We start from the raw sequence: 26,599 nt of genomic DNA, 5'->3' as shown, positions 1-26,599 counted from the left end.
TAATGTACAGCTCAGGCATGTTTTTCTTCTATTTGTTCTCATCAGCGCTGGTGTTTGCGCTGGTTAACCGCGTATTGCGTTACCGACTGACATATATATCCGCTTTTTCCGTGCTGGCGGCTTTAGGCTGGGGGTATATCTTCGAAGGCGACTATATTGTCCCGGCGGCAGTGTTTTTCAGTTTTTATATTCTTGTCACATTAAAAGAGAAAGGTTGGTTAAAAACCTGGCAGGCGGTCACATTAACGTTGCTGCCGCTGTTCCTGGTGAAATTACATCTGAACAACCACTGGGGCATGATCGGGCTCTCTTTTATGACTTTTCGCGCCATCGATGTGCTGCTGTACCGCAGTAAAAAGGATGGCCAGAATTTTCTGCACTATTTCTGCTACCTGTTTATGCCGTTTATTATCCTGGCCGGCCCGATGTATCGCTGGCGGACCTGGATGACGGATATCAATAAACCGGTTTTCACGCTGACTCGTGAGCAGTTTTTAGTGGCTTTAGAGCAAATTATTACCGGGATTATTCAGAAATTCTTGTTCGCCATGCTGGTCGATACTCTGGTCGTTCAGCCGTGGAGCCATGAAGCGTTTACCCTGAAAGTGGGCGTGGTGATGTCGATTGCCTACAGCGCCTATCTCTACTTTGATTTTGCGGGTTATAGCAACATGGCTATCGGGGCGGGCCGCTTATTTGGCCTGAACATTCCGGCAAACTTCAATATGCCGATTCTGGCGAAAACCCCGCAGGATTTCTGGCGCCGCTTCCATATCAGCCTCTCTGAATGGCTGAGGGATGTGGTCTTTATGCCGATTTATATGAATCTGATGAAGCACAATTTTTTCCGCCAGAACAAAACGCTGGCGCAAAATATTGGCATCTTCTGCACCCTGTTTTGTATGGGGGCATGGAATGGACTCGAACGACACTACGTCATTAGCGGCGCGCTGTTTGGCGCCATTTCCGTTGTTCACAACATGCTGCAATGGTTTGCCAAACGCCATCCGGCTTTGAGCAACGGACTTCAACATCCGGTTTCTGTGTTTGTGGGACGAATTTTGACGCTGGGAAGCGCCGCGGCCTCCCTTTACATCTTTAGTGGAATGTCTCCCTTATGAAAAATGACTCCGAACTTCTGGAACTACAAGACTTCTTGCGTGCGGCATTACGCGATCCCGCGTCCCCTCAGCAACTGGCGATCAGCGGTAGCGATGAAGCCATCACCTGGCAACAGCTCTCCGTCGCGGTTACTGACTGGGCGCAACGTTACCAACAATGCAACCAACCTGCCGGTACGCCGGTGGTGTTGTACGGGCATCAGCAGGCGGAATTTGCCGTCGCGCTCTATAGCTGCCTGTTGCACAATATTCCGTACATTCCGGTGGACTGCATCTATCCGCAGGAGCGTCTCAAAGAGATTTGCCAGCTCGCCAATGCCCCCTTCTATTATGATGTGGCCGCGAAAAAATTTATCGCGACCGGCATAACCGGCCAGGTACTGGCCGAGCCAGATCTCGCCTACATCATGTTCACCTCCGGCAGCACCGGAAAACCGAAAGGGGTGCAGATTGGACGTGAAAGCGTCTGGCATTTCATGAAGTGGGTAAGTAAGGACTTTTCCTTGCCGGAAAAACCGGTGCTGATGAACCACGCGGTGTTCAGCTTCGATCTCTCGCTGATCCCCCTGCTGGCGAATCTGGCTACTGGCGGGCATATTGTGCTGAACGCGAAAGAAGATATCGCGGCGGAAAACTGGCTGGATCGCCTGAAAGCGAACGATGTTTCCGTCTGGGTTTCCACCCCCTCTTTTGCCTATCAGCGCCTGCTGTCGCCCCAGTTTAATAGCGACTATCTGCCTGAACTGAATGTCTTTATCTTCATTGGCGAAGTATTAAATAAAGCGCTGGTAAAACAGTTACGCCGCCGTTTCCCGCAGGCCAAAATCCTTAACTCCTACGGCCCAACGGAAGCGACTATCGCCACCACGGTGGTTGAAATCACCGATGAAATTCTCAATAACGACAACCCGCTGCTGCCCGTTGGCGTGATGATGCCGGACACCCACATGGAAATTACCGCCGATGGCGAGTTGATCATCTGGGGTAAAAATGTGATGCGCGGTTATCTCGGCCTGCCGCAAGAGAACGCGACAAAATTGCTGCGACGCGAAAGTGAAGAATATCGCGGTTACAGAACTGGCGATCTGGGTTACGAAGACGGTCTTATCTACTGCCAGGGCCGCAACGATAGCCAGATCAAACTGAACGGCTACCGTATTGAAATCAACGAGATTGAAAATCGCCTGCTGGCGATGTCCGGCATCAGTGAAGCGGTTGTGCTGCCGCTGATGAAATCATGCGGAAGCGTTCTGCGAATTGCGGCATTCTGCGTGACGGATCTGGCACCAGAGGTGATCAAAACATCCCTTTCGAAAGTGATCCCCCATTACATGGTGCCGTCACAAATTATTATTAAAGATGCATTGCCGCTTAATCCGAACGGCAAAATCGATCGTAAATTGCTGGACACCCATGCCCGCACGAATTAATTAGCCAGGAAACTATTATGGAACAAGAAATTCTCGCCCTGTTTGAAAAAGTGTTATCCCGCAAAGTGGGCTTTCATGATGAACTGATTGAGTCTGACATTCTCGACTCAATTCTGGCGGTCGATCTGGTGCTGGAAGTGCAGGACGTTTACGGCTGCATGATCCCGCCGACCGAAGTCGCCACCGTGCTGAAAACCCCTGCGGATTTGGCGCGCTACATTGAAGAAAACCGTTAATCGTTTGTGAGGTTAATGGCTTTTGTGAAAACCCTGAATGATTTGATTCAGGGTTTTTTTATACCGTCTCGTCTCCCCTGACATCCCCTATTTCGCTTGTTATTAAATAACTTTAATCCCACTAAAAATATTAGTGTGATCGCCCTCATATTTATCCTCATGACATAAAAATCGTCAACCGCGTTACTAATATTAACTCTTTATTTACCAAGCAGTTAATTTCTTTATAACAAAAAAGGAACATATTTAATATTTATATCGATTTTATCGATTAATTTCTTTTCTTTAATTCCCGATAAAAGATATAGCGCGGTCTGATACCAGGGTTGCCGACGCTAAACCAACCATATAAAACAACAACAGGTTAGCATGCTATGAAATTATCCTTTGCCCAGAAACTGTGGATCCCACTCATCGTCGCGCTGTTATGTCTTGCCGGAACGTTATTTTTCGGCTCTGTAAAAATTAAAGAGAACCAGCTCACATTGCGAGAACGGGAGTTAATGCATGTATCGCAGTTAGCCCTTAACGTTGTAAAAACGCAGGCTGCACTTGCCGACAAAGGATTGATTTCACAAGAGGAGGCACAGCAACGGGCCCTTCAGACTATTAAAGATTTGCGTTATGGTGAAACCGGTTATTTTACCATTCTGAATAACCAGGCGCAGGTCATCATGCACCCGATAAATGCCGCGCTCATTGGCAAAGGACCAGATATTTCCGATGCAAATGGGGTTTATATTTTTCGGGATATGGTGGCGGTCACCAAAAACGATAACGCCGGTTTCACGCAGTATATTTTCCCGCGTCCCGGCGAAACAGAGCCGCAACCTAAAGTTGCCTACAGTATTCCGTGGACACCCTGGGGCTGGATAATCACTACCGGCTTATATGTCGATGATATTCAGCAAGCGTTTATGAGTTCGCTTTACCAGAATATGATTGAATTCGTTGTCATCAGCCTTGTACTTTCGATTCTTGTCTATTCCATTAATCGCAGCACGCTGAAAACGCTCGGCGGTGAACCGCGTTATGCCGCAGAAGTCGTCTCGCGGATCGCCTCCGGGGACCTGTCGCAGGCGGTGAACAAGAAAGCCAACGATAACGAAAGTCTGGTACATGAAATGGGAGTCATGCGCGAGCAGTTGACCTCGGTTATCGCGGAGATCAGGGGCGTCGCGGAAGTCATTAACACTAGCACCCATGAGATCGTCGCCGGAAACCAGGAGATTGCTGAACATTCCGAGCAGCAGGCCGTGTCGCTGGAAAAAACGTCGTCCAGCATGGAAGAGATTACCGCTGCCGTAAAACAAAACGCAGAAAATGCCGGGCAGGCGCGCGAGCTGGCACGAGGCGCGGTGGATATCGCTTCGCGTAGCGGCGTGATGATGCAGAATGTGAACGGCACCATGAGTGGCATTTCTGAAAGCGCCGATAAAATCGCCAACATTATTGAGGTGGTCAATAGCATTGCCTTTCAGACCAACATTCTTGCGCTGAACGCAGCCGTTGAGGCAGCGCGCGCCGGTGAGCAAGGAAAAGGGTTTGCTGTAGTGGCCAGTGAAGTGCGAAATCTGTCCCTGCGCAGCTCTCAAGCCGCACAGGAGATAAAAGTGCTGGTCGAAGAGTCGGTAGCGCGAGTCAACAGTGGTTCTACCCAGATCAAAACCGCCGGAAGCCATATCGACGAGATGATTGAAGCCGTGCAGCGCGTTTCAGATATCATGTCGCAAATCTCGGTGGCGACCGATGAGCAGAGTATCGGGATAAGTCAGGTGAATGAATCGATCGTACAAATCGACTCGGTGACGCATCAGAACTCCCAACTGGTTCAGCATGCCGTTGCCGCCGCCAGCGCCCTGGAAGCACAGACCCGGCGGCTGACGCAAACCGTGGCCTTCTTTAATACGGGCCGCTAATCGATCCGTAACACACCGGGAACCCGTGCTCGAGGGTTCCCGGTAATTAACATCGTCATTCCAGGCCCCCCTCATCCAGAAAGCCATTCCCTGTCAGATAAAGCATATGGCAGATTACAGTAACAGAATTATCTGCTATTCCGACGGATGTCGCCTCTCAGTATTATGACTACCCGTGACGTTATTCTTTAAATTTCTGCACCGGAATTGGCCGATTATGACAAACTGCCCGCAACGTTAAGTATGGAAGATGTCCGGATTATCGGCGCACGTTACAATAGGGGGCTTATCCCGACGCTGGAAGAAATTAAGAGAAATACGTCGTATGGCGACTTTATTGTCAATCACTGGCAGCGATTCAGCAGACTGATTTGGGGATAACATGAATAAGTTAGTAAGGATTGTTTTACTGTTGACGTACTGCCTGGGTCTTATACTTTTATGCCTGATCTCCGTCGATAAATATTCATGGATGAGTGAAATGGATCCCTCACTATCTGCGGGTTCAATCACCGCAGATACCAGCAACAGCGACCTGACCTCGCTTTTGATCTTTATCGGCATCATCGTTATCCAGCTTATTGCCGTCATTTTCGAGAAAACTCGTAAAATGAAGGGCCTTGCGGTTGTCCTGGCTCTTATCGCCGCCGCCGTTTTTGTCGCCAGAACACACTATTTCTAAGCGGCGAAGATTTGTCACTCCCCCCGTTTTTGCCGATCGCGCGCCGCTTACTGGCTGGCCGACCACTGTGTTAACAGAGCATGTAGCGTTGCAGGCTCCAGCGGCTTGCGCAGCACCAGATACCCCTCCTCTTCTGCGTCGCGCAGTACCGGAGAGTTGAACTCGCCGCTGACCATCGCTCCGCTGACCTTTGGCAGGCGTTCAAGCAGCGCCTTGAGGATTTCAAAACCGCTTTCACCCGAGCGCAATCGCTGATCGCACAGCACGACGCTTGGGGTAAATCCCCCGTCGACAATAGCAAAAGCCTCTTCGGCGGAGGCGGCGCAGCGCACAACGATCCCCCAACTGCTCATCAGACTTTCCCAGGCGGAGGTGACCAGCGGATCGTCATCAACCACAAGACAGCTTCCCCGTAGCGATGCCCGGCGGGTAACCGGTACGACGGCGTCAATGGCTGGGGTGGGATCGAGCGCTTTACTCTCTCCCTGATGCTGCTGAAAGCGCATCCAGAAGCGGGAACCTTTATCCTCAATAGATTGCATACCGTAAGTGACGTTCATCAGTTTCGCGCAGCGCGCCACCACGGCAAGCCCGAGGCCGTGCCCGGCACTGTCGATTTTCCACGCCAGTTCGGGGCGGTAATAAGGGGAGAAGATTTTGTTTTTTTCGTCATCGGCGATGCCCACCCCGGTGTCCCACACTTCAAGGAGACACGCTTCACCGCGCGGGCGGATCGCCACCAGCACGCCCCCTCGCGGCGTGTAGCGCAGGGCATTCTGGATCAGATTGATCAGCGACTGGCGCACCAGCAGCGGGTCGCCCATCACGTAGATGCGCCGACCGGGCCGCCAGGTACGGAGCTTCAGTCCGCGGCTTTTCGCCTCCTCGCGAAACAGCGTGATGACTGAATCCAGCAACGCACCGATGTCCACATGGGTTGTGGTGGTCATCATATTGCCCGATTCAATCTTGCTCAGATCAAGTAACGAATTGAACATCAACTGAACGGAGCGCACGCTTTGCTGCAAGTCCAGCAACTGCGGCATCAGCGCGTCATTGCTGTTTTTATGAATAATCGCCTCAATAAGAAAACCCATGGCGTGTACGGGCTGGCGCAGATCGTGGCTGGCGGTGGTCAGAAACTGATTTTTATCGCGCAGCGCCTGCTCAGCCTCCTCTTTTGCCTGGCGAAATTGTTCTGCCAGACGCGCACTCTCCTCTTCCAGCCTGGCCTGCTGAATAAAAAAGGCATGCGACGTTAACGCGTGACGGTAGATCGCAAAACCGTACAGCAGGTTCAGCATCAGAACGATCAACATCACGTCGTCCATACGCCAGATGATGCCGAGATTTAAGAATCCCCAGGAAGAGAAAAAAAACCGTTTAAAGGTACTGATGACCGGTGTTAAATGCGTCGCGTTGGCGGCGACAATCGCAGCGATGCTGATATTCAGCAGCAGGAAAAAATCAAAGTTTTGGTTCTGCGGGGTAATCAGGTAAAGCGAAGAAATACCCATGCCGTGAGCGAAGGCGACCTTATTAAGATTCGGCAGCCAGCGGCGCAGAACATCATCTGCATTATTTTCTTTGATTTCCCGCAGATAGCGTCGGTGCCATATTCTGATTAACCCTGCGCAGAGCAGGTAAATAACGATCCAGACAAGGGTTGGCCCGGTGTTTCCCCCTAACCAATATATCCAGATTGCAAATGGAATGCCGACAAAAGGCACAGCGGTAAAGCTGAACACCAGGCGGATAAAGGTATTATTGAGCAGGCGGATCTGCGCGCGCGATGAAATGGCACTATTATCCACATCGGCTATCCATTTCATGATGATTCGTCCCGCTGGCCGTGGAGAAGTGTAATGACTTCCACACGGGTATTCACACCCAGTTTTTTTAAAATATTGCTGATGTGCTCTTTAACCGTAGGCTCTGATATTGAAAGTTGCGAAGCGATCCTTTTATTGGGCAATCCACGCATCATCATCTGTAAAACCTCTCCCTGACGTGGCGTTAAGTTAAATTTTCGCAATATAGCACTGTCTTTTTCATTTATCTCAGCATGAGGTTCCGGAAACCATGTCTGATTATTCATAAGCGCTTGAACTGCCTCACCAAATAATTCCGGCGCCTCGTTTTTCAGCACAAAACCATGCCCCCCGGCATTCTGCACTTTCATCCGGATATCATTATTTTCGTCGCCGCTTACCACTAGCAAACGCACTTTAGGAAAGTTGTTCTTAATTTCTTTTAGTAATTTCAGTGCGGTAGAAGATGAAAGCCAGAAATCAATGATCAGCAGGTCTGGCGGGCCATTGTCGCGGATATGCCGATAACAGCTCTCCTCATCCGCCACCACCATGACTGATCTGAACCCTAAATGGGACGCCAGAAAATTAGCAATTCCGCTGCCGACCAAAGGGTGGTCATCAATAACCAACGCATAATATTTTCCCAAAGGTATCTCCTTTTGGTGAGTGGAAAGGGCGATATTCTGCCAATTTCCACATCAACAACACTCCCTACTTTAGGAGGGTTTTGTATTCCAGAAAAGAGAAATATCTTATTTCAGTTCTTAAAAAAGAGAAATGTTTTGCCATAGCGCAATCGATACGGACTGATTACAAGGATAATTTATGAAAAAGCCACTCATCGCACTCGTCGTTACAATTATGGTCGCGGGTTGTTCAACGTTGAAAACCGATCAGGCTATTCCGCTCCTTCAGGCGGAAACAGCAAAAATGCTGGGACTGGGATCATCCGATGAAATTACCGTTACCCAGGTGAATGGTGCTCAGCCTGATGCGCTGGGCGGGCAAAAACTTACCTATCGCGCGACCACAGAAAAAGGCCGTATTTTTGATTGCTCATCCATGATGATGCCGGGAATTTTAGGTTCTGCGCCGACCCTGAGCGCACCAACCTGTACGCCGGTTGTTACCCATAAATAATCTGTCGCAGAGAACGTTATTGCCGTTCTCTATATTCACCCGCCGCAGCGTAATAACCAGGGAGTTATAGGTTTTCGCTTCGCCGGATAATTTACCTGCACGCCTGAATTCGCGAAATAAAGCGTCATACAAGTCAGTGAATTTAATCTCTATAAAACAATGACCTTCGCGACATCACGTTAATCAATCTGGAGATAGCACGTGAATGACAATTTCTCGCACCAATTAAAAGTGAAAACCTCACTTTCTAAACTTTACCTCGCTCTGTTCTCTGCCCCGCTGATGTTATTGATGCCCGAGGATACCCGGGCTGCCGATGTGATTTTTGACGGCGATACCCAGGTCACGCAGTCGTTAGTCTATACCGACGATGTCTATGTGGGCCGCACGCAGAGCGGCAACTTGCTCATCAATAACGGGAAAATAACGGCTTACAACGTTAATATTGGCAGGCTCTATAACGGTCAGATTTTCAACAGCACGGTGACGGTCAGCGGACCGGATGCTGAGCTGAACGCCCTGAACGATCAATTCGTACTGCACGGCAGTATGGACCTTGGCCTCGGCACGCTACGGGTCGAAAATGGCGCGCTGGCCAGCGCGAAAGAGATTGTGGTGGGCACCACCCGGGGCTATGACAGCCACCTTATCGCCACTGGCGCGAACTCCCGCATCACCAGCAACTATCTGAGCGTTGGCACCACCGCGGGTTCACGCTCTACCGTTTCAATCGAGGATGGCGCGCTCCTTACCACCAACCTCCAGGCACGCATCGGCGATGGCTACGATCCGGATGAAACGGACAAGCTGAACCCGAAAGCCACAGTGACGGGTGAAAACTCCCGGTGGAACGTCACCCAGTTACTGACACTTAACGGCGATCTCGACGTGCTCAACGGCGGCGCAGTTAATGTCGGCAGCGTTGAGGTCGAGGGTGTTCCCGGTACGCGCAAAACCGCCGAGTTGTACGTCGCGGGCAATAATTCCCGCTTCACCAGCGGTGGCAATATCCTCGTGGGCGATTACGGTAACGGCGTCGTGTCAGCGGTGGATGGGGCGGTGATCTCCGCAGGCAGTAACGCGATCGTACTGGGCGATACCGGATCGGGTTCCAACCGCGGAGCGCTGGTTATCGGTAGCCGCGGCAATATCGATACCGGTACCGGCCTTACTGAGCCAACGTTAGGCGCAGCAGGTGGCGCGGGCACCATTGATGCCCAGACGGCAGTTGTCTTGCGCGGTGGGCTGTTCGGCAGCTACGTCTACTTCAATCACACCGATGATAATTATCTGTTCGCCAACACCATGAGTGGCGAAGGTGATGTCATCAACGCCTCGGGGCAGACGACACTCAACGGCGACCTGACCGGACTCAAAGCGAATGTCCTCGCCCGTGGCGGCAAAATCATTATTGCCAGTGATATCAACACGCAGCCTGAAACCAATATTTTTGATATCCAGACCCTGAGCGCGGAAAACGGCGGGACGTTAATCCTCAACGCCACCGCCGGGAGTGACGTCAGCAACGGCCTTGGCTACAGTAGCGCCGCGTCGATTAAAGCGGGCGGTACCCTTGGCGGCAACGGCACCCTCGGGCAAACAGAGATCCTCTCCGGCGGTCATATTTCTCCGGGTGATGGCGGCATCGGCACTCTGACGCTGAAACGCTACCTGAACTTTATCGGCGAGTCGTTCTATGACGTCGATATTACCGGTGACGGGCGCAGCGATCTGCTGAACGTGGAAGGTAAAACCACCATCAGCAATCAGGCTACCGTGCAGGTCACCGCACTCGATCCGCAGACTAGCTACCAGAGCGGCCAGGTCTATCGCATTCTCAACTCGGCAGGCGGTATTGATGGTCAGTTCGCCTCTGCGGTCTCTAAATCTGCCTTCCTGGATGTGGCATTGAATCAGAGCGCGAACGCCGTAGACCTGAGCATCACGCAGAAAGAGAGCGGTGAGAATCCGGGTAATCCGGGCGGTGAAAACCCGGGCAACCCTGGCGGTGAAAATCCGGGCAACCCCGGCGGTGAAAACCCGGGTAATCCGGGTGGCGAGAATCCCGGCAATCCGGGCGGCGAGAATCCGGGTAATCCGGGCACGGGAAACCCCGGCAGCGGCAAACCGGGCATCTTCCAGACTGTGGCACAAACGAGCAACCAGTGGAATACCGCAGGCGCACTCTCGACCCTCACACAAAGCGGCCCATCGCTGGCACTCTATAACTCGCTGCTGATGTTAAGCGCAGCGGAAGCACGCGACGCGTTCAATCAGCTCTCGGGCGAGGCTTACCCTTCCGTTCAGTCCACGCTTATTGCGGGCAGCACTCAGTTGTTTAACGTGTTGAATCAGCGCATGGCGAGTTCATTCGACAATGACACGCTGCCGATCCCGCCGCTGGCCATGTCATTTGCTCAGTCCGCCCCTGTGCAGAACAACGGTGTGTGGGGACAGACATTCGGCTCTTGGGTGAAAACCGACGGCGACGGTAATACCGGTAAGCTGGACGGTAACACCGCGGGCTTCCTGCTGGGTGCCGATCGCAAACTGGACAGTCATAACGTAAGAGTGGGCGGCTTCTTCGGTTACAGCCGTGGAAATTACGATGTCGACAGCCGTCGCTCCTCAATGGATATCGATAACTACCATCTCGGCCTGTATGCAGCGGCGCGTCAGGACGCATTCTCCCTGCGTGGCTCACTGGGTTACACCTGGCATAAAATTGACGCCGAACGTAAGGTTGATTTCAGCGGCTACTCGGATCGCCTGAGTGCCAATTACGATGCCAATTCACTGCAGGCCTTCACCGAAGCAGGCTACCGCTTCGGCCAGCCGGAGCAAAATATCGAGCCATTCGTTAACCTGAGCTATATCCGTCTGAACACGGATGACTTCAAAGAGGACGGCGGTGCTGCAGCCCTGAGCGTGCGTAACGACACGGTTGATACCTTCTTCTCGACGCTCGGCGCACGCGCGGTGACTGAACTGCCGAAAAACGTCAGCCTTTACGGCTCGTTAGGCTGGCAGCACGCCTACGGTGACCGAAAAGCCTCCTCGCGTATGGCGTTTGCTGGCAGCGATGGCTTCACGAGCGAAGGTAACCCGGTTGACAAGGATATGCTGGTAGGCGACGTGGGCGTCAGCTTTACACTGCCGCACTCAGCGACGCTGAATGTCGGTTATAAAGGACAAATCGGTTCCGACACCCGTGTCAACGCCGTGAATGCCAATCTCCGCTGGTCATTCTAAGTGATGTAGTGTGTTACCAGGCCGCCCCGATGGGCGGCTTTTTTGTTAACAGGGCGAAGGGATAGTCAAGAGTTTTACTCGTCAGTAACCGCGCTACGGAAAGAAAATAGGTAAATGACATAACTCGCGCCCACGCAGATTGTAATTCTGGCTGCTTCCCTCAGTGTAATGGTTCCATAATCTGGCAGTCTGGCTCCCAACCTGGCCATATATAAATCATATAACTCTATAAATACATTAAGTTAACCACCAAAAGCGTCCATGGAACCCCCTGAGAAAATCGAACCACCTGGTAACCTTGCGCATGAAGGTGTAATAGTCAGAGAAAGTGGATTTCCTTATCGTTGAGGTGGTTTTATGCGAGCAACAGAACAGAGTAAAGAGGAGATGGCGAAAGCTATCGGTTACGCAGTGATGGAGTTAGAAAATACAGGATGTGCTATCACGGCAGAAGCCATCAACGCGCGGCTGGAATTACGCAAGGGCTCCGAAAAGGCGTTTGCACAAAGAGCAGCGGAACAGCCATACCACATCAGGTTTAACGAATCGTTGTGTGGATGAAAACCGACAGGATTGGAACCTGTGGCCTACGGCTTAAAGAACCCTGAATGCGAATTAAAGTACTGTGAAAAAAGTGTTTTCCGCATTCGGAACCGTATTTGCGTCTTTGCGTGTCGTAATAAGTACCTCTGAGAAAAAACGGTTTATCCCGTCACGACACAAAAACGACATTTTAATTCCACATCACCGGGCTGTGGTCGTAGTCGGCATGGTTAACGAAACACGTCACGCTCCCGACAACAATAACGACCTCAGACTATTCCCCCTCGATCGCCTCACAATCTTACGTAATGAACGCCAGGCCCATTAATATCGCAAAAAGCTTATGATCGATACATTCAAGAAAAGCCAGAGCGAATGGTTAAAATACCGTGACGATTACTGCAATGTAGCAACAACTAACGCTCAATCAACACACTTCCTGGGAGCCGCTTTTACGGGGTGCTATATAAACATGAATAACCGTCACACTAGTGAAATAAAGATGATTAAAATAAAAAGTGTAGAGTAAATTTATTAGCGCATTGTTATTTCAATATCTTACCAATCCCCGGCCCGAGTGTATAAACGCCATTAACTTGTGCCGGGGCATCCCTTTAAATAAGGTTTCATCAATTTAGCTGCGCCATAATGTCCCCATCAGGCGTAAGCACGCACGGTAAATAGATGCCATTTTTGGCAATAACGACAAAAATACGACACAGGGAGGGAATCAGGCTGGGTTGAAGTTAGCCTAACATCTTGAACCCTACAGGATTCGAACATAAGCAATAATCAACTGATAAATATAACTTAAAATGTGTTCGATAAAATTTATACCAACGTTTATACCAACATTATGTTTTGTATCATTTCTTGCAGGAATGGTGATGGCGGAGAACACATCGGCCAAGTACACCCATCCTGCATCCATTTACGTAAAAAACAATCACCAATCGAAATGCTCTACTCCAGGCAACACATCACCAGCCGCATCGAAATGGATGGAGGTGATCGCATACTGGTGGCATAACGCCAGGATCAATCGACGACACGCTTTCGAGAGGCCAAGTCGTTTCAACCGAAGCACCGGGTATTGCCAAGCATCGAGCCGAATTAAATATCCCGTCCCCGTGAAATGTACCCACTCTGCATCACCATACTCTGCCATGTCATGTGAGAGTTGATACAGGCGTTCGTTGTCCTGGTCCGTTATGTGCGCAGTGCTGCACTGTATGCCGGTAAAGATACAGTGCAGCGGAAGTGCTGGAGTCATTAGCGTCATCCCCTGCCCTCCTTAATGTCTGGTTTTGCATAAGCTACTTTTAGCCCCGTCGCGTAACTTGCCCGCAAAACTTCCAGTGTGGTTAAAAACGGCGACTGTTCCAGCCATGCGAATCTATGCCTGTCGATACGCACCAGTTCATATCGTTCAACCAGAAAATTCACCGCATCGACTAAGGCAACGCCTGCCTCAATATGCTCACTGATAACGTTGCCATCATGAAAAGGTGTATCATCCAGAGTAAGCCCGTAGTGTTTATTCAGCAGATAAGTGAGTAAGGTCTGCCATACCTGCACGGGAGACAGACATGGTGAAACCGGCACCGTAACCGGCGAAGTTAACTGTTTCATACGTGATCCTTAATGAGTAATTTCAGGAGGAATGATGTGTCGGTATGCCGTAAAGCTTTTGGGCAACGATGAACTCGTTATTACTGATTTCGAACCAGATCCAGATATCGGAAACAGGTGTTCCGGCGGGAAAGTGGATAAAAGGCTCACTGATGTTCAGCGTACCTTCTTCTTCGGCTACGACAATATTTCTCAGTTCGAGCCATAAATCATTCAAGCGTTCAATGGGGACTGGCATATCTGCCACCTTTATTCTGGCTGTGGAGCCGGATAAACAGAAACGTAAACATAGCCACAGCTTCCCAGCATGTCGGCTTCGCAAACGAGACCTTTATTTTCCAGTCTGATGACATGAGTGTTATGCGGGTCCAGTCCGCCGGAACGCAGCGCGGCTTCCATCTGTCTGATAAATGTCGGGAAGTTGCGGTCCAGCGCACGTAATTGCACGGAGGAGAACGTGCCGTAAAGCCCGGGCCTGTCCCCCAGATAATGCAGGCGGTTTCCCTCCTGGACCAGGCGGGCACCAAAGCTGGGTGTGATGTCATGGCGCAGCCCCCATAGAGGGGAGGCAGGTGTGGCCATTATGATGTCTCCGGTGTGGTGTTCACTGTTCGTCTTCCTCACATCAGTCCGTGCTCGGCAAAGGACAGAATGTCACCGCGACCGGCGATGAGGTGGTCCAGCACGCGGACGTCAACCAGCCCGAGGGCCTGTATCAGTCGTTGCGTGATGGTTCTGTCAGCGTGGCTCGGGTCGGTGCAGCCGGAAGGGTGATTATGAGCCAGGATGACGGCAGCGGCGTTGTGACGCAGTGCCCCTTTGACGATTTCACGTGCGTGAACTTCAGTCTGGTTAATTGTGCCGAGAAAGACCGTTTCGCTTTCCAGCAGGCGGTGCTGGTTGTCGAGGTAAAACACCATAAAGACCTCGCGCTCAAGCCCGGCCATCTGCAGACGCAGCATATCCCGGACGGCATGGCTGGAGGTCAGCGTCTGACCGGGTGTTCTGAGATGCCGGTCGAGCAGGCGTAAGGCGAGTTTTACAATGCGCCGGGAAGCCGGGGGCATGTCCGGCGGGGCCGTCAGTAATAATTCAGGCATGGCAGGTTTCTCAGTCGGTGAGGGTCAGGATACCCCGGGATTCAGGGTGGATGAGTGCATAGTCGCGAAGGTGGTAATACTGTTCCGCCATGTCACCATGGGCGGTGATAAAGGACAGGTGGCTGTACGTCATCAGGCAGGCGGCAATGCCTGCCGCTTCGGCACCGAGCGTGGCGCGGTTATCGTTTGACTTACAGTACAGGTCATACGTCTCCTGGCTGTCCGGCGCCATAAATACACCACCGTTGCTGAGGGTGTAAAAATGCCAGTTGCTACCGCTGTATTCCCGGCACAGGCGGCTGAACCAGCTCAGGATAGTCAGCTCCGGCGATAACCACGGCGGGACGGTCCCGAAATGGAGCCGCCAGAAATCCAGGCGTTCATGTTCAGGGACAACAGAGACATAAAGTGCAGACAATTCGCGGCAGGCGGTATCCGCCGGAAGGGCATGCCCGGTTTTGTTCATGGTGTTTCTCCGTAATATGTAAAAAATCAGCAGGTCAGGCAGATGCAGAGCGGGATGGCAGGGTTAAGGAACAGTGAAGACGCCGGGGTGGCTATGAGCACAGTGACAGCATGTTTTCCGCCATCACCCACAGGGCCCGGTTAAGCTTTACATCGCCATCGATACCTTTCACGGCCCGGGTGTGCATGCGTTTACCCTGCGTGTTTTTCCCGTACAGTCCACCTTTCATCAGGTTTTCCTGTATGCGCTGGTAGGTGGTCCACAGGTCGTGGCTCTCATCCTGCCAGCGGCGTGGCGACAGGATTTGTGCTTCAGTCACTGGCCGGTGCTCCTCCCCGAACCGGTACGTGATGGCGGCTTTCGCCAGAGCCTGCTGTGCGGGGGGCGGCAATAGCAGTGACTGCATCGCATCCCGCTTCTCCTCCACCCGGTCAAACACCCCCAGCACTTCATAAGCCCCTTCAATGACTTTCCCGACGACATCCCCTTTATGGGGCACACGGACTTCGCCAAAACTTTCACCACAGACAAGCCCGTTCTGGCAAACAAAACGGAACAGACCCGGCAGCATCTGGTAGCTGCTTGAGCCGTCATGGCTGTTGAGCAGAATAATTTCCGGCACCTGTTTACCCGTAATCTGGCCTTCACGGCGCAGACGCAGCATGTGCTTCGTGTGCTCGCGTTTATTCGGGTCACGAACGCGGGTCTGGCAGGCAAAGAACGGCCGAAAGCCTTCACGCTGCAGGTTATCGAGCAGGGCGATGGTCGGGATATATGTGTATCGCTCTGAGCGTGATTCGTGCTTTTCTTCACTGAACACGCTGGGCACATAGTGCGCCAGTTCATCACGGGTTAACGGACGGTCGCGGCGAACAAGGTTCACCGCGCCAAAGCGGCTGGCTAAACGGCTCATAACGGAACTCCTTTAAATAGCGGGCATAAAAAAGCCACCCCGAAGGGTGGCCTGGACTGGAAAGCGGCAATATTCAGGGGATTACCGGAGGCTGGTTTTCCGGCTGTTCTTTATCGGGCAGCGCGGTAGAGTCTGCTGACGTGGTTTTCCCGGCACGATAAACCTGCAACTGTGCCAGAAGGGGAGCCTTACGCGACTGAAGGTAGTGCAGACACCACTCCCGCTTCACCACCATTCTTACCGGTGCCGGTAAAAGCTCCCAGGCTTTACTGAGCACTGATTCCACAAAAACATCGTCATTTAATTTATCTTCCGCAATATTCAACAGGCCATTAATAACAATGTTCTCCAGCAATGGCTTATATTTCGCAAAACCGGAGCTTGCTGATTCATCGCCGCTTATATTCCCGTTATCCGGAAATGCGGCGTCCGTATTATCAGCCTGTGATTTTTTACGAAAAGATGAGAACCTGTCTTTAATGACGTTAAATTTTCCTCTCGTTATTTCTGACATAACGCTTCCATCCTTATGGCATAACGAACTTTATCCTGCGAGAGTGGACAGCTTTTTCACTAACCGCAGCACGCTGAAGGTAGTAAGACCGGCCCCTAGGGCTTTTACTGCGACAGACGTACTGCGCATCAGTACCGTGCCGGTGACGCAAAGTACGATGTCCAGGTTGTAACTGAATGCGTGTGGCTGATTATTTGTTTTCATTCCCTTCACGCTGTCAGTGGCAGCGTCCCCCTTCGCCCGTGCAGACCCATTTCCCTTCTTTCCAGGTCTGGGAATAGAAGGTGCCGCCGGGACGGGCTGTCACGGAACGCGTCCTCATATTACCGGTGGGGGCATCCTCCGAGATTTCCAGTACACCGTCCTGACCGGATGTGGTGGTGAACGATGCCCTCTGATGACGCGGACTGACTGACTCAATACGGGTAATAGCCTTACAGGTATCCGTTTCCCCACCGAGGCGAAGGGACTCGTTCGCCAGCGCGCAGCCCTGGCTTTTAAGATCGTCAGTTCCCCCGTTACCGCCCGTCTCTTTAGCAGTACGGGCAGACCGGAAACGCACTGAATCATTGCGGACACGCGGGTCATCGCCCTGAAGTGACAGGTATACCGGGCAGTCGTTGTCACCCACGCGGCACGCATGGGCCACGGCATCCTGCACCGGCCAGCCTTTGAAACCGATATACTCTGCCCCCACCTCATCCACACACCAGGTACGGTCCATTTTGCCATTGATGGCCGGAACCGCCGTCATCACACAGGTGACCGCTTTTACTGGCTTGCCATCATCACGCAAAGCCCTGTTCTGAGGATTGCTGTTGTAATAAGGGGCAATGCCGGTCCGGCTGTAGCCTTCATTCTGCACGGCATTGATATCAACCGGGCCTTTCAGGCCGGCCATTTTGTTATTGACCTGCATCAGCGCATTACCGCCCTGTTCGGTCAGGAAAAAGGTGTAACGCTCCTGGTAAAGCTTTCCGTAGACCTCCAGCGCGGAGGAAACAGCGGGTGCCAGCAGGCAACCGGCACTGACGGTGAGTAAAAGTATTTTTCGCATGAAATATCCTCTGTCAGAAAATTAATGGTTAATACAGTCCTGCCACGAAACATCCCGGAGGGCTTCAGAAAGCCTGGAGGTACTGAAGTCTTTTGAGATGGCGGAATTCATTGAAATGACCCTGATGGCACCGCCATTGCCCGTGTTCTTAAGGGCGTTAAAGGCGGACTCATTCAGGGAATAGTTCTGATGGTTAATGCTCAGACCGGGCTCAGACAGTCCACTCGCGGATGACACCCGGTAGTTTTCATCCGGTACGCTGTAGGACACGGCCAGATGGCCACTGCCACAGCTCAGAGTGATGACCTCACCTGAGGGGTTACGGGCGTTCAGTTCGAACTCCATGCTGCTGATATTCCCGTACCATTCGCCCCACTGCTGGTCAGCCACTACCGCCAGCGCACTGAAGCTGAACAGCAAAGAGCCTGCCAGAACGCCTTTTTGAAGACTGGACATGCGTCCTCCTTATTGGATGATTTAAAAGAAAAAAGCCGCTCTCCCGGTAAGCAGGAGAACGGCTTATCGTAGTAATTTATGTGGTCAACGGATAATCGCTAATACAGATCGATAAACCGAAACCGATCGTTTTTATCTATTACAAAAACGATCAATAACTTAATATTGATAGATTAAAACTATCATTAATTTGTGTATCGATCGGTGTTATAGATCAGTCGAGTACATCAACCCAGCAGACATTTGTCAGGTTGGTTCGCTGGTGTAATATAGGTGTGAAATTTTCTGCAATAGAGCGGATATATCAGGACTGCCAGCGATAGCAGCCCCAGGATAACTGAGTTACGATAAGAATATTAACAAGTTATTTATCCCTGTTTTGAGAATTATATGCCCCTTCAATAAGGTAGCTCACCATTTCAGCAATACTTTTATTATACTTCGCGGCCATAAAATCCAGCTTCTCTTTTACATTTTTTGGCAGTCTGGTATTCAGTACACTGGTGTTTTTGCTATTATCCCTGAACTTTTTTTGACTCCATGCTTTTTTAAATTCAGACATGAAGTACTTTTTCCCAATGCCATCATCAGGTGCAGTATCCCATACACCGTACATTGCCAGTTCGGTTTCTTCCTTTGATACCGGGGTTAGATTTCTATGTTCAAACAATGCATGGGGATAGTTTTTTATGTAACGCCATGCCCATGCAATATTTTCATCCGTTCTGTCTTTTATAAATCCAAAAGGATCTTTCTGATTGTATATTTCTGACCATCTTTCCTTTAGCTGAATAATAATCTGAGATTTAATTTTTGCGGGAGTAAAACCTTGCGCAAAAACCTGGGCATCTATATATCTGTCAATTATCCACTGGTCAAAATACTGGACAATAGCCTCCAGTCGCATTTGATGGGATGAATTAACACTGAGGGGAGCAATGCTTCCTGGTGGTGTAACCGGATAGGGCATGGTTAATTCAGGGGTATTTACTGACGAGGCGGCCGATGGAATATTAACAGTCATCACCTCAGGCTTGAGGAAAAAGTGCCAAAACCAATAAGTTGCTCGTTTGCTTTTATAAAGCCAGTGAAATTCTTCTATTCTCACCAGCGAATAGTCACATATTTTTTTCATGTTACTGATAAAATCAGCCCGCTCCACTGAAGATTTAAGATAATAGCTAAGCGCTTTATTAATGGATCGACACACCTCATCAGAACTATAACCTTCAGAGTCAACAATGATTCTCTTTTCTCTCAGATGTCGAATATAGAAATGACATCTTCGCATATCTCTCTCTGAAATATTGTCACCAGATACTTTCATAAAGTGTGATACTCCGTCGGTTATGATTACTACGTAATGATTACGTATAAATTACGCTTCATTGTACATGATAAATTATGTATTTTTACATAGTAAATACGCTATTTTTTACAAAAGTAAAATACATCACAGATGCTGTCTTTACTGGATAGTGACTGTGAATCTCCACATTTTCACAGGAGGAATCGGGCTCATGAGCATATCTTCCTTCACTGTATTACTCGAATGCGAGTCGAGAAGAGAGCTCTTCCTTTGTTCCTGCTTGTGAACCTCATTCCGGAATGCAGACTAGTATCAGTCCCTGTGAATATACCAACAGCCGTATATTGCATGTAACGAGTTTTATATGAATATCTATATACCACTAGCCAAATATAGAAATGTAAAGCCTGACATAATCGCTCCATGACATGAAAGGATGCCGACCGGTGTCCTCCGGAATATACTGGAGACCTCTCATGAGCATGATTGATATTCACAACGATAAATTTGTAGATATGGCATTCATTACTGCGTTAACTGGTTTATCTGACAAGTGGTTCTATAAACTGGCACAGGAAGGTAAATTCCCTAAACCGATTAAATTTGGTCGTAGTTCCCGATGGACTGAACGTGAAGTGACTGAGTGGCTTGAGGAAAAAATACGGTCATCAAGAGAAGAGAAAAATATGGGTGATTAATATGAGAATAGTCACTAACTTTACAATGTGTTTTTATACCCTCATCCCTTGTGATGTATGAGATTGGTGTTTATTACAATGTCGGTTCTTATTTTATTGTAATTATACACTCATAATACATCACTGATATATCCCTTCTACAAGTCATCAATCAATATTAAGCTATCCCATAAACACATATCAGAGCAACTCCGACATGGAATCAGGAACATATCAACATGGAATTATCAGAGTCATTCTTATCATCGCATGCTGAATTGCACCCCCAACACATAGAGGTATCCAGCGACAATGATGCCATATACAAAACAGAGCAACTGGATGCTTGTCTTAAACTTATTAGTAAAGGGCAGTCATTGCCCTTTACTGTTCTGTATAACCGGGTTGGCTACCGACAAAATGACAATGCTCGCATGCTTCTTGATGCCATTCGTTATCTGGACATGATACAGAAAGAATATCTTGAAATGCGGACAGTCAATCCTCGCATTGCTGTCTTTCAGCGGTTATTAAATGACTCGAACTTATCTTATCGTATTGTGGATGGGAAAATAGCTGGTACGGATCAGGTAACAACCGCTGAGATGCTCAATAAACTCACTCAGGATTATCGCCATGCCACTAACACGTCAGAATTTAAACAAGAGTACAGGAAACATAAACGAGCTTCGGTGAAAAACCTTAAAGGGGTACAGAATTATATCCGGCATCTGCAATCCCGCCATGCACGGTTGTTAGTTCTGAGGGTTGATCTATCCTGGGCCAGCGAATATGCCTCAGATATCACTGCTAATATGGCCCGGGAACATCGGCAGAAGCTTTTTCTTGATATGAAAAAGAACCCTATATTCCGTCATGTCCTGGGAACAGTATGGAAGCTGGAGTATGGCCCATACCGTAAGTTTCACTATCATGTACTCTTCTTCCTGAACGGTGACAAAGCACAGCAGGATGTCAACATAGCCAGAGCATTTGGTGAATGCTGGAAAACCACCATCACTGCTGGTAAAGGCATTTATTACAACTGCAATGCCCATAAGGAACGTTACGACAAATGTGGTCTGGGGAAAGTGCATAGGGACGATGCTAACGCGCAGGAAGGGTTACTGAGGGCGGTGGAATACATAACCAAGATTGATGCCTGTGCACGGCTGTTGTTGCCGGATAATGCCAGGACCTTTGGACGAGGGGAAATCAAATCGCTGAAAGCCAGAAAGAGGAAATCGCCAAAGCAGAATCAACCGGATACCCAAATTTAGGCATTTAGTTAACTGCCAGGCCAAGCATCCGGGATGCCTTCTTTGCCCAGGAAGTGAATGCGTAAGAATTTTTTATATTCAATATGCTGCAACTCGTACTGAGGATTGATTAAGTCAAAACAGTAAATACGCTTACCTCTCAAAATGAAGGAGTAGTAAATGTCAGCGAGAAGTTCTATTTTCATTTATTACCTCCAATCCTAGGTAGATTGACGTTAGCAGGCGGTCAATCAAAGATTCGCAGAGTACCTCAGGCATATCTCGCATTCATGGAACCAGTTGATACAATAACCTTAACTTTTAGGTGGAGAAAGATACATGGCTTACGAAGCTCAGATCAGCCGAACTAATCCGGCAGCGTTTCTTTTCGTCGTCGATCAGTCAGGTTCAATGTCCGACAAAATGTCCTCCGGCCGCAGCAAAGCTGAGTTCGTCGCCGATGCGCTTAACCGAACTTTAATGAACCTCATCACTCGCTGCACAAAGTCGGAAGGCGTGCGTGACTATTTCGAAGTTGGTGTTTTGGGTTACGGCGGTCAGGGGGTTTCTAATGGTTTCTCCGGCCCGCTGGGAGGACAAGTCCTCAATCCCGTTTCTGCTCTCGAACGGAATCCGGCCAGAGTAGAAGATCGCAAACGGAAGATGGATGATGGTGCTGGCGGAATCATCGAGACAGCGATTAAGTTTCCAGTTTGGTTCGATCCGATTGCTAGTGGCGGCACACCTATGCGTGAAGCCCTTACCAGAGCAGCAGAGGAACTGGTGACATGGTGTGATTCCCATCCGGATAGCTATCCACCGACTATTTTGCATGTCACTGATGGAGAATCTAACGACGGAGATCCAGAAGAGATTGCAAGCCATCTGCGACAAATTCGCACTAATGATGGTGAGGTTCTGATTCTTAATATCCACGTCAGCGCCCTCGGAAATGATCCAATCAGATTCCCCTCCTCTGACTCTGGCTTACCGGATGCATATGCTAAGTTGCTTTTCCGCATGTCCAGCCCTCTTCCGGAGCACCTGGTGCGTTTCGCGCAGGAAAAAGGCCATACCGTAGGTATCGAATCTCGTGGTTTCATGTTCAATGCTGAGGCTGCAGAACTTGTCGATTTCTTCGACATCGGAACCCGCGCTTCTCAATTACGTTGAGTCAACAATGAAACTGGAATTCTCAGGGACAGTTCCAAAAGATCCTGAATGCCCTGAAGCAAATGAGGATAAATTTGCCTTCTCTGAAGACGGAAGAAGGCTTGCTCTCTGCGATGGGGCGAGTGAGTCCTTTAACTCAAAGTTATGGGCGGATCTTCTTGCTCGTCAATTTATTGCAGATCCGAAAGTCAATCGTGAATGGATAGCATCTGTTTTAGCAGAATATTCTGCCGTACATGACTTTCCCTCTATGTCTTGGTCCAAACAAGCGGCATTCGAAAAGGGCAGCTTTGCGACGCTGATAGGTGTAGAGCAATTTGAAGAGCATCAGGCGGTGGAAATTCTTGCTATCGGAGATAGCATCACCATGCTGATCGATTGTGGGAAACTCATTCGGACATGGCCCTTCGATAATCCTGAAAAATTTAAAGAGCGCCCGACACTTCTAGCTACGCTCACTGCTCACAACGATTTCGTCAGCGGAAGTAGTTTCTGGACACAGCATGGGAAAACTTTTTACCTTGAAAAATTAACTCAGCCCAAACTCCTCTGCATGACCGATGCGCTCGGCGAATGGGCACTGAAACGAGCGCTGGCAAATGATCCTGGTTTTATCGAATTACTTTCGCTACAAACGGAGGAGCAGCTAGCAGAAATAGTCCAGAAAGAGCGTGCAAAAAAACGTATGCGTATCGACGACTCAACGCTACTTGTACTATCGTTCTAACGCGGAAATAAAAATGCCTTACCCGTCTCTTGAGCAATACAATTTGGCATTTCAAGCGCATAGCAGAGTGCTAGGCGATCCTGAATTAAGGTCAGGTACAGTCGCAACGACAGGATTGGGGCTGCCACTCGCCATTAGCGGCGGCTTTGCACTTACTTATACGATCAAATCAGGCGTTAAGAAGTACGCGGTTCGTTGTTTTCACAGGGAATCAAAAGCGTTAGAACGCCGTTATGAGGCAATATCCAGGAAGATATCCAGCCTTCACTCCCCCTATTTCCTCGACTTTCAGTTTCAGCCACAAGGGATCAACGTTGGAGGAGTATCTTATCCCATAGTCAAGATGGCATGGGCTAAGGGGGAAACTCTAGGAGAGTTCCTTGAGGTCAACAGGCGCTCTGCGCAAGCAATAGTAAAACTATCTGCATCGATTGAAAAACTTGCCGCCTATCTTGAAAAAGAAAAAATTGCACATGGAGATTTCCAGACCGGAAATCTGATGGTTTCTGACGGAGGAGCAACCGTCCAGCTAATCGATTATGACGGAATGTTTGTTGATGATATTAAGACATTAGGAAGCTCAGAGCTGGGGCATGTAAATTTTCAGCATCCCCTTCGTAAAGCAACGAATCCGTTTAATCACACCCTGGACCGTTTCTCGCTGATTTCATTTTGGCTGGCCCTTAAAGCGTTGCAAATCGATCCGTCCATTTGGGATAAATCAAATTCTGAACTGGACGCAATCATTTTTCGAGCTAATGACTTTGTAGACCCGGGGTCATCATCTATCCTGGAAATGCTATCAGGCATTCAACAGCTTTCCACCTTTATAAAAAATTTCGCTGCAGTCTGCGCTTCACCGATGGAAAAAACACCCTCCCTTGGCGACTTCATTGCCGGTAGAAACATTCCCGTATCGCTAACCACGATTAGTATGAATGGTGATAGATCCGTCAACAGGCTGAAACCAGGTTACATCGGTGCCTACGCCGTATTATCAGCTATGGAGTATAGCGCCTGTCTTCAGCGAGTCGGCCATAAGGTTGAAGTTATCGGGAAAATTTTCGAAGTCAGTTTGAAGACAACGAAATATGGCAAACCATACATCGTCATTAACTTTGGGGATTGGCACGATAATATATTTAAAATATCCATATGGAACGAAGGCCTCAGGGTTTTGCCTGTCAAACCTGACTCCTCATGGGTGGGAAAATGGATTAGTGTCATCGGACTTATGGAACCGCCCTATCCTACCGGGAAGAACAAATATTTACATCTCTCAATAACTGTAACGACCATCGGTCAAATGACCATTCTTTCCGAAGCAGATGCCCGCTGGCGTCTTGCCGGACCAAATAATAACCAAAAAACGCAAACGTCTACAAAAAGCAATCAGGAAATTAGGGAGCGCATTAAGGGTAAGAGCACTACTGCAGCACCTCAACCTATGAGCGCCAAGACCACGTCTGCAAACCAGGCAATCCTCGACAAGATACGAGCATCAGCGCAACCTCCTACGCCAGCCAGAGTGCAAACACAGCATGTGGTGTCTGGTAAATCATCAACTCATTACGCAACACCGGCAAGAACTTCCGCTTCACAGCAGGTATCACCAGCTCAAAACACCCCGAGTAAAACTGTTACTTCAAATCAGCAAACCTCTAAAACAAATATTGTCCTAAAAATTTTAAAACGGCTTTTAAGATGGTTACATTAATCACAAAACGGACGACCTGCTTATTAAGATACTTATTTCCTAACCATCCCCAAAAATAAGGCAAAAAATGGGCGCAGAGAAAACTCTGTCAGTTATCGATGATCTTTTGACATACATGAAGGATGACATGGAAAACCTCGGAAAACGATCAAAACAGTTTCATTTGGATTCGATGTAAACCAGACTGCTCGCATTGCTATTGACGAGCAGCTTCACTGGTCTGAAGAGTGAGATATATATGACGGCATTTATGAGAATTGTGGCAGCAATATTAGTCGTAGTCTTTACTTCTCCGACGTTCGCGGTTGGATTTGACTACCTGTCAATCTCTGATGACGCAGGAAGGCCAATTGAAATAGGGATTTGGTATCCTAGCAAATCGGAAGCGCAACCGACCACGGTTGGCATGATCTCACAAAATGTTGCCATTGATGGCGAGGTAGACGGAAGCAGTTTGCCCTTAGTGATTTTCTCACACGGTAACGCGGGCTGGTACGGCGATCGATCAGATACGGCCCTATTGTTAGCCCAGCGCGGAATCGTAGCAATTTCTCTGACTTATCCAGGAGATAATTACAAGGATAGCAGAGACCGAATTAAGCGCTGGTTGATAAGCCGTCCCGAGGTCACCAGTCTGGTGCTAGATTATGCTTTGAACACTTGGAGTGGTCATGATCACATTGATAAGTCGGCGATCGGTTTTTATGGCTTTTCTGCTGGTGCGTATACAGGGCTTGTTGAACTCGGAGGAGTGCCGGACTGGACACTATTCGCTCAACATTGCTCCAGTCACCAGAATGAGATGATCTGCCAGCAGGGTGGCGCTGCCTATTTGTCCAGTCCACAAGCAGCAATCCTTCCGCCATCAACATGGCATCATGATCCGCGTTTTAAAGCAGCTGTTCTGGCTGCTCCAGCATTTGGCTTCGCTTTTGACCCGAAGTCGCTTCAAGGAATTACTGTGCCTGTCGAACTATGGGGCGGTAGCAAAGATGCTAATGTGTCCTTTGCAAGCACGGTTCCATATCTCAAGGACCACATGTCTAATGTCGTAGCAGTACACGAGGTTGCGAATGCTGAGCACTATTCGTTTCTACGGCCTTGCAGCGACGCATTAAAAGCAAAAAAACTCGAAACATGTTCCGACTTGCCGGGATTTGATCGATCCAAGTTCCAGGAAGAACTCAACCAGGACCTGCTTCATTTTTTTCAGTCAAAGTTGCAGAAGAACCTTTGAAGTAACTTTTTTAATTTTGATTGCGTTTCCTTTAGCCCCAGTCGCAAAACATTTTAAATAATGTGAGAAAAACCATAAACGGCCCCCTGATCGTTCCGAGCATCCCTAACGGTCAGGAGTTTGTACTCAATAGGCGAAATCACCTAGCTGTCTGGTCGGTTGTTTCCTTTGCCGAGCAGCAAGTGTTATCAAAGCAGAGGAAATAGATGAAGGCAGCCACTTAAT

The 26,599-nt window shown here is 49.3% G+C and carries 28 protein-coding genes and 1 pseudogene; 16 read left to right on the top strand and 13 right to left on the bottom strand.

Annotated features, from left to right (window positions below; translation table 11 throughout):
- Window positions 1-2 precede the first annotated feature (2 nt).
- The 5 genes from ABIB59_RS09940 to ABIB59_RS09920 all read left to right on the top strand — a co-directional run bounded on the left by ABIB59_RS09940 (window position 3) and on the right by ABIB59_RS09920 (window position 5,388).
- Window positions 3-1,121, top strand: a complete 1,119-nt coding sequence (locus ABIB59_RS09940) for an MBOAT family O-acyltransferase (protein WP_079497896.1) — start codon at window positions 3-5, stop codon at window positions 1,119-1,121.
- Window positions 1,118-2,551: an AMP-binding protein gene (locus ABIB59_RS09935; RefSeq protein ID WP_317077786.1), complete on the top strand. Its 1,434-nt coding sequence runs from the start codon at window positions 1,118-1,120 to the stop codon at window positions 2,549-2,551. The genes ABIB59_RS09940 and ABIB59_RS09935 overlap by 4 nt, the downstream gene beginning before the upstream one ends.
- Window positions 2,552-2,568: 17 nt before the next feature.
- Window positions 2,569-2,787, top strand: a complete 219-nt coding sequence (locus tag ABIB59_RS09930) for an acyl carrier protein (RefSeq protein ID WP_041852336.1) — start codon at window positions 2,569-2,571, stop codon at window positions 2,785-2,787.
- Window positions 2,788-3,161: 374 nt separating this feature from the next.
- Complete coding sequence (locus tag ABIB59_RS09925) at window positions 3,162-4,706, top strand: methyl-accepting chemotaxis protein (RefSeq protein ID WP_354035233.1); 1,545 nt, start codon at window positions 3,162-3,164, stop codon at window positions 4,704-4,706.
- A 481-nt stretch (window positions 4,707-5,187) separates the two neighbouring features.
- Window positions 5,188-5,388, top strand: coding sequence for a hypothetical protein (locus ABIB59_RS09920; protein WP_041852338.1), 201 nt, complete (start codon window positions 5,188-5,190; stop codon window positions 5,386-5,388).
- A gap of 47 nt (window positions 5,389-5,435) precedes the next feature.
- Here the strand turns inward: ABIB59_RS09920 and ABIB59_RS09915 are convergent, their stop codons facing one another.
- Together ABIB59_RS09915 and ABIB59_RS09910 are read right to left on the bottom strand one after the other, a co-directional pair.
- Window positions 5,436-7,220, bottom strand: coding sequence for a hybrid sensor histidine kinase/response regulator (locus ABIB59_RS09915; protein WP_041852339.1), 1,785 nt, complete (start codon window positions 7,218-7,220; stop codon window positions 5,436-5,438).
- Window positions 7,217-7,849 (bottom strand): LuxR C-terminal-related transcriptional regulator, encoded by a 633-nt coding sequence (locus ABIB59_RS09910; RefSeq protein ID WP_354035231.1) that lies wholly within the window; start codon window positions 7,847-7,849, stop codon window positions 7,217-7,219. The genes ABIB59_RS09915 and ABIB59_RS09910 overlap by 4 nt, the downstream gene beginning before the upstream one ends.
- A gap of 178 nt (window positions 7,850-8,027) precedes the next feature.
- Here ABIB59_RS09910 and ABIB59_RS09905 point away from each other — a divergent pair, with 178 nt between their 5' ends.
- The 5 genes and pseudogenes from ABIB59_RS09905 to ABIB59_RS09885 form a co-directional block, all read left to right on the top strand.
- A complete protein-coding gene (locus ABIB59_RS09905; RefSeq protein ID WP_354035229.1) occupies window positions 8,028-8,342 on the top strand; it encodes a lipoprotein in 315 nt (104 codons plus the stop codon).
- Between the two features lie 201 nt (window positions 8,343-8,543).
- Window positions 8,544-11,594 (top strand): autotransporter outer membrane beta-barrel domain-containing protein, encoded by a 3,051-nt coding sequence (locus ABIB59_RS09900; protein WP_354035227.1) that lies wholly within the window; start codon window positions 8,544-8,546, stop codon window positions 11,592-11,594.
- A 357-nt stretch (window positions 11,595-11,951) separates the two neighbouring features.
- Window positions 11,952-12,155 (top strand): hypothetical protein, encoded by a 204-nt coding sequence (locus tag ABIB59_RS09895; protein ID WP_107222570.1) that lies wholly within the window; start codon window positions 11,952-11,954, stop codon window positions 12,153-12,155.
- A gap of 325 nt (window positions 12,156-12,480) precedes the next feature.
- Complete coding sequence (locus ABIB59_RS09890) at window positions 12,481-12,666, top strand: lysozyme inhibitor LprI family protein (protein ID WP_499013461.1); 186 nt, start codon at window positions 12,481-12,483, stop codon at window positions 12,664-12,666.
- 151 nt (window positions 12,667-12,817) lie between these two features.
- Window positions 12,818-12,892: pseudogene (locus ABIB59_RS09885) on the top strand (hypothetical protein); the annotation flags it as partial.
- 191 nt (window positions 12,893-13,083) lie between these two features.
- Here the strand turns inward: ABIB59_RS09885 and ABIB59_RS09880 are convergent.
- The 11 genes from ABIB59_RS09880 to ABIB59_RS09830 form a co-directional block, all read right to left on the bottom strand.
- Complete coding sequence (locus ABIB59_RS09880; protein WP_354035225.1) at window positions 13,084-13,419, bottom strand: DUF5983 family protein; 336 nt, start codon at window positions 13,417-13,419, stop codon at window positions 13,084-13,086.
- Window positions 13,416-13,769, bottom strand: a complete 354-nt coding sequence (locus ABIB59_RS09875) for a TA system toxin CbtA family protein (protein ID WP_354035223.1) — start codon at window positions 13,767-13,769, stop codon at window positions 13,416-13,418. The genes ABIB59_RS09880 and ABIB59_RS09875 overlap by 4 nt, the downstream gene beginning before the upstream one ends.
- A gap of 22 nt (window positions 13,770-13,791) precedes the next feature.
- Window positions 13,792-14,007, bottom strand: a complete 216-nt coding sequence (locus ABIB59_RS09870) for a hypothetical protein (protein ID WP_354035221.1) — start codon at window positions 14,005-14,007, stop codon at window positions 13,792-13,794.
- An 11-nt stretch (window positions 14,008-14,018) separates the two neighbouring features.
- Window positions 14,019-14,351, bottom strand: a complete 333-nt coding sequence (locus ABIB59_RS09865) for a type IV toxin-antitoxin system YeeU family antitoxin (RefSeq protein ID WP_354035219.1) — start codon at window positions 14,349-14,351, stop codon at window positions 14,019-14,021.
- 38 nt (window positions 14,352-14,389) lie between these two features.
- Complete coding sequence (gene radC / locus ABIB59_RS09860; protein ID WP_354035217.1) at window positions 14,390-14,869, bottom strand: RadC family protein; 480 nt, start codon at window positions 14,867-14,869, stop codon at window positions 14,390-14,392.
- A gap of 10 nt (window positions 14,870-14,879) precedes the next feature.
- On the bottom strand, window positions 14,880-15,335 hold the full coding sequence (locus ABIB59_RS09855) for an antirestriction protein (protein WP_354035215.1): 456 nt from the start codon (window positions 15,333-15,335) through the stop codon (window positions 14,880-14,882).
- A gap of 91 nt (window positions 15,336-15,426) precedes the next feature.
- Entirely contained in the window at window positions 15,427-16,248 is an 822-nt protein-coding gene (locus tag ABIB59_RS09850; RefSeq protein WP_354035213.1) for a DUF932 domain-containing protein, read from the bottom strand.
- A 73-nt stretch (window positions 16,249-16,321) separates the two neighbouring features.
- Window positions 16,322-16,762: a hypothetical protein gene (locus ABIB59_RS09845; RefSeq protein ID WP_354035211.1), complete on the bottom strand. Its 441-nt coding sequence runs from the start codon at window positions 16,760-16,762 to the stop codon at window positions 16,322-16,324.
- A gap of 217 nt (window positions 16,763-16,979) precedes the next feature.
- Window positions 16,980-17,819 carry a hypothetical protein gene (locus ABIB59_RS09840; protein WP_354035209.1) on the bottom strand — a complete coding sequence of 280 codons (840 nt, stop codon included), beginning with the start codon at window positions 17,817-17,819 and terminating at the stop codon, window positions 16,980-16,982.
- Window positions 17,820-17,840: 21 nt separating this feature from the next.
- Window positions 17,841-18,275, bottom strand: coding sequence for a hypothetical protein (locus ABIB59_RS09835; protein ID WP_354035207.1), 435 nt, complete (start codon window positions 18,273-18,275; stop codon window positions 17,841-17,843).
- 364 nt (window positions 18,276-18,639) lie between these two features.
- Window positions 18,640-19,602, bottom strand: a complete 963-nt coding sequence (locus ABIB59_RS09830; protein ID WP_354035205.1) for a hypothetical protein — start codon at window positions 19,600-19,602, stop codon at window positions 18,640-18,642.
- A gap of 458 nt (window positions 19,603-20,060) precedes the next feature.
- Between ABIB59_RS09830 and ABIB59_RS09825 the strand changes: the two genes are divergently transcribed.
- The 6 genes from ABIB59_RS09825 (at window position 20,061) to ABIB59_RS09800 (ending at window position 26,374) form a co-directional block, all read left to right on the top strand.
- Entirely contained in the window at window positions 20,061-20,282 is a 222-nt protein-coding gene (locus ABIB59_RS09825; RefSeq protein WP_354035203.1) for a helix-turn-helix transcriptional regulator, read from the top strand.
- A 218-nt stretch (window positions 20,283-20,500) separates the two neighbouring features.
- Complete coding sequence (locus ABIB59_RS09820) at window positions 20,501-21,541, top strand: YagK/YfjJ domain-containing protein (protein WP_354035201.1); 1,041 nt, start codon at window positions 20,501-20,503, stop codon at window positions 21,539-21,541.
- A 318-nt stretch (window positions 21,542-21,859) separates the two neighbouring features.
- The gene (locus ABIB59_RS09815) at window positions 21,860-22,693 is read left to right on the top strand and encodes a TerY-P anti-phage system-associated VWA domain-containing protein (RefSeq protein ID WP_354035200.1); all 834 of its coding nucleotides are present in this window, start codon (window positions 21,860-21,862) and stop codon (window positions 22,691-22,693) included.
- A 7-nt stretch (window positions 22,694-22,700) separates the two neighbouring features.
- Window positions 22,701-23,420, top strand: a complete 720-nt coding sequence (locus ABIB59_RS09810) for a hypothetical protein (RefSeq protein WP_354035198.1) — start codon at window positions 22,701-22,703, stop codon at window positions 23,418-23,420.
- Window positions 23,421-23,433: 13 nt separating this feature from the next.
- Complete coding sequence (locus tag ABIB59_RS09805; protein ID WP_354035196.1) at window positions 23,434-25,137, top strand: serine/threonine protein kinase; 1,704 nt, start codon at window positions 23,434-23,436, stop codon at window positions 25,135-25,137.
- Window positions 25,138-25,375: 238 nt separating this feature from the next.
- The gene (locus ABIB59_RS09800) at window positions 25,376-26,374 is read left to right on the top strand and encodes an alpha/beta hydrolase family protein (protein ID WP_354035194.1); all 999 of its coding nucleotides are present in this window, start codon (window positions 25,376-25,378) and stop codon (window positions 26,372-26,374) included.
- The last annotated feature ends 225 nt before the right edge of the window (window positions 26,375-26,599 follow it).

This window comes from Citrobacter sp. UYEF32 (genome assembly GCF_040546205.1).
GTDB lineage: Bacteria > Pseudomonadota > Gammaproteobacteria > Enterobacterales > Enterobacteriaceae > Phytobacter > Phytobacter diazotrophicus.
Note: the sequence above shows the minus strand (reverse complement) of the source record. Positions and strands in the feature narration are given on the sequence as shown.

What these genes read in the sequence shown, in the direction of transcription:
- ABIB59_RS09830 (WP_354035205.1), bottom strand. Translation starts at nt 19,602, where the DNA reads ATGAAAGTATCTGGTGACAATATTTCAGAGAGAGATATGCGAAGATGT.
- ABIB59_RS09850 (WP_354035213.1), bottom strand. Translation starts at nt 16,248, where the DNA reads ATGAGCCGTTTAGCCAGCCGCTTTGGCGCGGTGAACCTTGTTCGCCGC.
- ABIB59_RS09845 (WP_354035211.1), bottom strand. Translation starts at nt 16,762, where the DNA reads ATGTCAGAAATAACGAGAGGAAAATTTAACGTCATTAAAGACAGGTTC.
- ABIB59_RS09820 (WP_354035201.1), top strand. Translation starts at nt 20,501, where the DNA reads ATGGAATTATCAGAGTCATTCTTATCATCGCATGCTGAATTGCACCCC.
- ABIB59_RS09895 (WP_107222570.1), top strand. Translation starts at nt 11,952, where the DNA reads ATGCGAGCAACAGAACAGAGTAAAGAGGAGATGGCGAAAGCTATCGGT.
- ABIB59_RS09930 (WP_041852336.1), top strand. Translation starts at nt 2,569, where the DNA reads ATGGAACAAGAAATTCTCGCCCTGTTTGAAAAAGTGTTATCCCGCAAA.
- ABIB59_RS09805 (WP_354035196.1), top strand. Translation starts at nt 23,434, where the DNA reads ATGCCTTACCCGTCTCTTGAGCAATACAATTTGGCATTTCAAGCGCAT.
- radC (WP_354035217.1), bottom strand. Translation starts at nt 14,869, where the DNA reads ATGCCTGAATTATTACTGACGGCCCCGCCGGACATGCCCCCGGCTTCC.
- ABIB59_RS09920 (WP_041852338.1), top strand. Translation starts at nt 5,188, where the DNA reads ATGGATCCCTCACTATCTGCGGGTTCAATCACCGCAGATACCAGCAAC.
- ABIB59_RS09865 (WP_354035219.1), bottom strand. Translation starts at nt 14,351, where the DNA reads ATGGCCACACCTGCCTCCCCTCTATGGGGGCTGCGCCATGACATCACA.
- ABIB59_RS09915 (WP_041852339.1), bottom strand. Translation starts at nt 7,220, where the DNA reads ATGAAATGGATAGCCGATGTGGATAATAGTGCCATTTCATCGCGCGCG.
- ABIB59_RS09835 (WP_354035207.1), bottom strand. Translation starts at nt 18,275, where the DNA reads ATGTCCAGTCTTCAAAAAGGCGTTCTGGCAGGCTCTTTGCTGTTCAGC.
- ABIB59_RS09855 (WP_354035215.1), bottom strand. Translation starts at nt 15,335, where the DNA reads ATGAACAAAACCGGGCATGCCCTTCCGGCGGATACCGCCTGCCGCGAA.
- ABIB59_RS09875 (WP_354035223.1), bottom strand. Translation starts at nt 13,769, where the DNA reads ATGAAACAGTTAACTTCGCCGGTTACGGTGCCGGTTTCACCATGTCTG.
- ABIB59_RS09870 (WP_354035221.1), bottom strand. Translation starts at nt 14,007, where the DNA reads ATGCCAGTCCCCATTGAACGCTTGAATGATTTATGGCTCGAACTGAGA.
- ABIB59_RS09810 (WP_354035198.1), top strand. Translation starts at nt 22,701, where the DNA reads ATGAAACTGGAATTCTCAGGGACAGTTCCAAAAGATCCTGAATGCCCT.
- ABIB59_RS09905 (WP_354035229.1), top strand. Translation starts at nt 8,028, where the DNA reads ATGAAAAAGCCACTCATCGCACTCGTCGTTACAATTATGGTCGCGGGT.
- ABIB59_RS09940 (WP_079497896.1), top strand. Translation starts at nt 3, where the DNA reads ATGTACAGCTCAGGCATGTTTTTCTTCTATTTGTTCTCATCAGCGCTG.
- ABIB59_RS09890 (WP_499013461.1), top strand. Translation starts at nt 12,481, where the DNA reads ATGATCGATACATTCAAGAAAAGCCAGAGCGAATGGTTAAAATACCGT.
- ABIB59_RS09935 (WP_317077786.1), top strand. Translation starts at nt 1,118, where the DNA reads ATGAAAAATGACTCCGAACTTCTGGAACTACAAGACTTCTTGCGTGCG.
- ABIB59_RS09800 (WP_354035194.1), top strand. Translation starts at nt 25,376, where the DNA reads ATGACGGCATTTATGAGAATTGTGGCAGCAATATTAGTCGTAGTCTTT.
- ABIB59_RS09825 (WP_354035203.1), top strand. Translation starts at nt 20,061, where the DNA reads ATGAGCATGATTGATATTCACAACGATAAATTTGTAGATATGGCATTC.
- ABIB59_RS09840 (WP_354035209.1), bottom strand. Translation starts at nt 17,819, where the DNA reads ATGCGAAAAATACTTTTACTCACCGTCAGTGCCGGTTGCCTGCTGGCA.
- ABIB59_RS09880 (WP_354035225.1), bottom strand. Translation starts at nt 13,419, where the DNA reads ATGACGCTAATGACTCCAGCACTTCCGCTGCACTGTATCTTTACCGGC.
- ABIB59_RS09815 (WP_354035200.1), top strand. Translation starts at nt 21,860, where the DNA reads ATGGCTTACGAAGCTCAGATCAGCCGAACTAATCCGGCAGCGTTTCTT.
- ABIB59_RS09925 (WP_354035233.1), top strand. Translation starts at nt 3,162, where the DNA reads ATGAAATTATCCTTTGCCCAGAAACTGTGGATCCCACTCATCGTCGCG.